The organism is Faecalibacillus faecis, assembly GCF_003024675.1.
In the GTDB taxonomy this organism is placed as follows: domain Bacteria; phylum Bacillota_I; class Bacilli_A; order Erysipelotrichales; family Coprobacillaceae; genus Faecalibacillus; species Faecalibacillus faecis.
In genome coordinates this window covers 1-674 of sequence record NZ_PYLP01000056.1, presented here as the reverse complement: position 1 = coordinate 674, position 674 = coordinate 1, and the positions used below count along the sequence as shown (strand labels likewise).

Annotated in this window: 1 protein-coding gene; it reads left to right on the top strand. The window is 27.3% G+C overall.

Going from position 1 to position 674, the window contains the following annotated elements; all coding sequences use genetic code 11:
- Positions 1-283: hypothetical protein (locus tag C7U55_RS13855; RefSeq protein ID WP_204638439.1), on the top strand; the 283-nt coding region annotated here is incomplete at its 5' end.
- Positions 284-674: the final 391 nt, after the last annotated feature.

The window sequence follows — 674 nt, the reverse complement described above, 5'->3', positions numbered from 1 at the left end:
ATTTGATATAGCAGATATTATTGATCTGTATCATCACGAAAGATGGAATGTAGAAAATGCATATGATGTTTTAAAAAATAGTTTGAACATTGAGCAGTATAATACGCATAATCCAATAGGAATTATTAATGAAACAATGGGAAAGGTCATATTCTATAATATTGAACAAATAATCTTTATAGAATCAAGAAAAAGAATCAAACAAAATAAAAATGTAAATATGAATATATTCCAAATAACAAATATATTATCAATTTACTTCATCATAATGATTTCATTGTAAGTTTCAAAATGAAAACTGTGGATAAAATTGTCGAAACAATCATATCAACAGGAGCAAAAGAAAAAATATCTGTCAGAAAAGGAAGACACTATAAGAGATGGAATAAATTTTTTAAAAGCATACCGAAAACAAGGCATAGAATAGATGGGCGTAGGAATCCACCAGTAGCAAAAGGAAAAGCTGGATTTGTGACCACTAATCACTGAATCCAGCCCCTGTAGTATAGGGAATTCCTTTTCCATCGTTACAATAATGATAGGATAATATGAGATAAAAAACAACTGAAAAATTTAAAAAAATGATAAATTTTATTAGGTGCCTTTTGCGCTTTTTTTCATGTACAATTTTAATAAGATAAGCATAATAATAAAGGCACAAACTTAAGAAATAA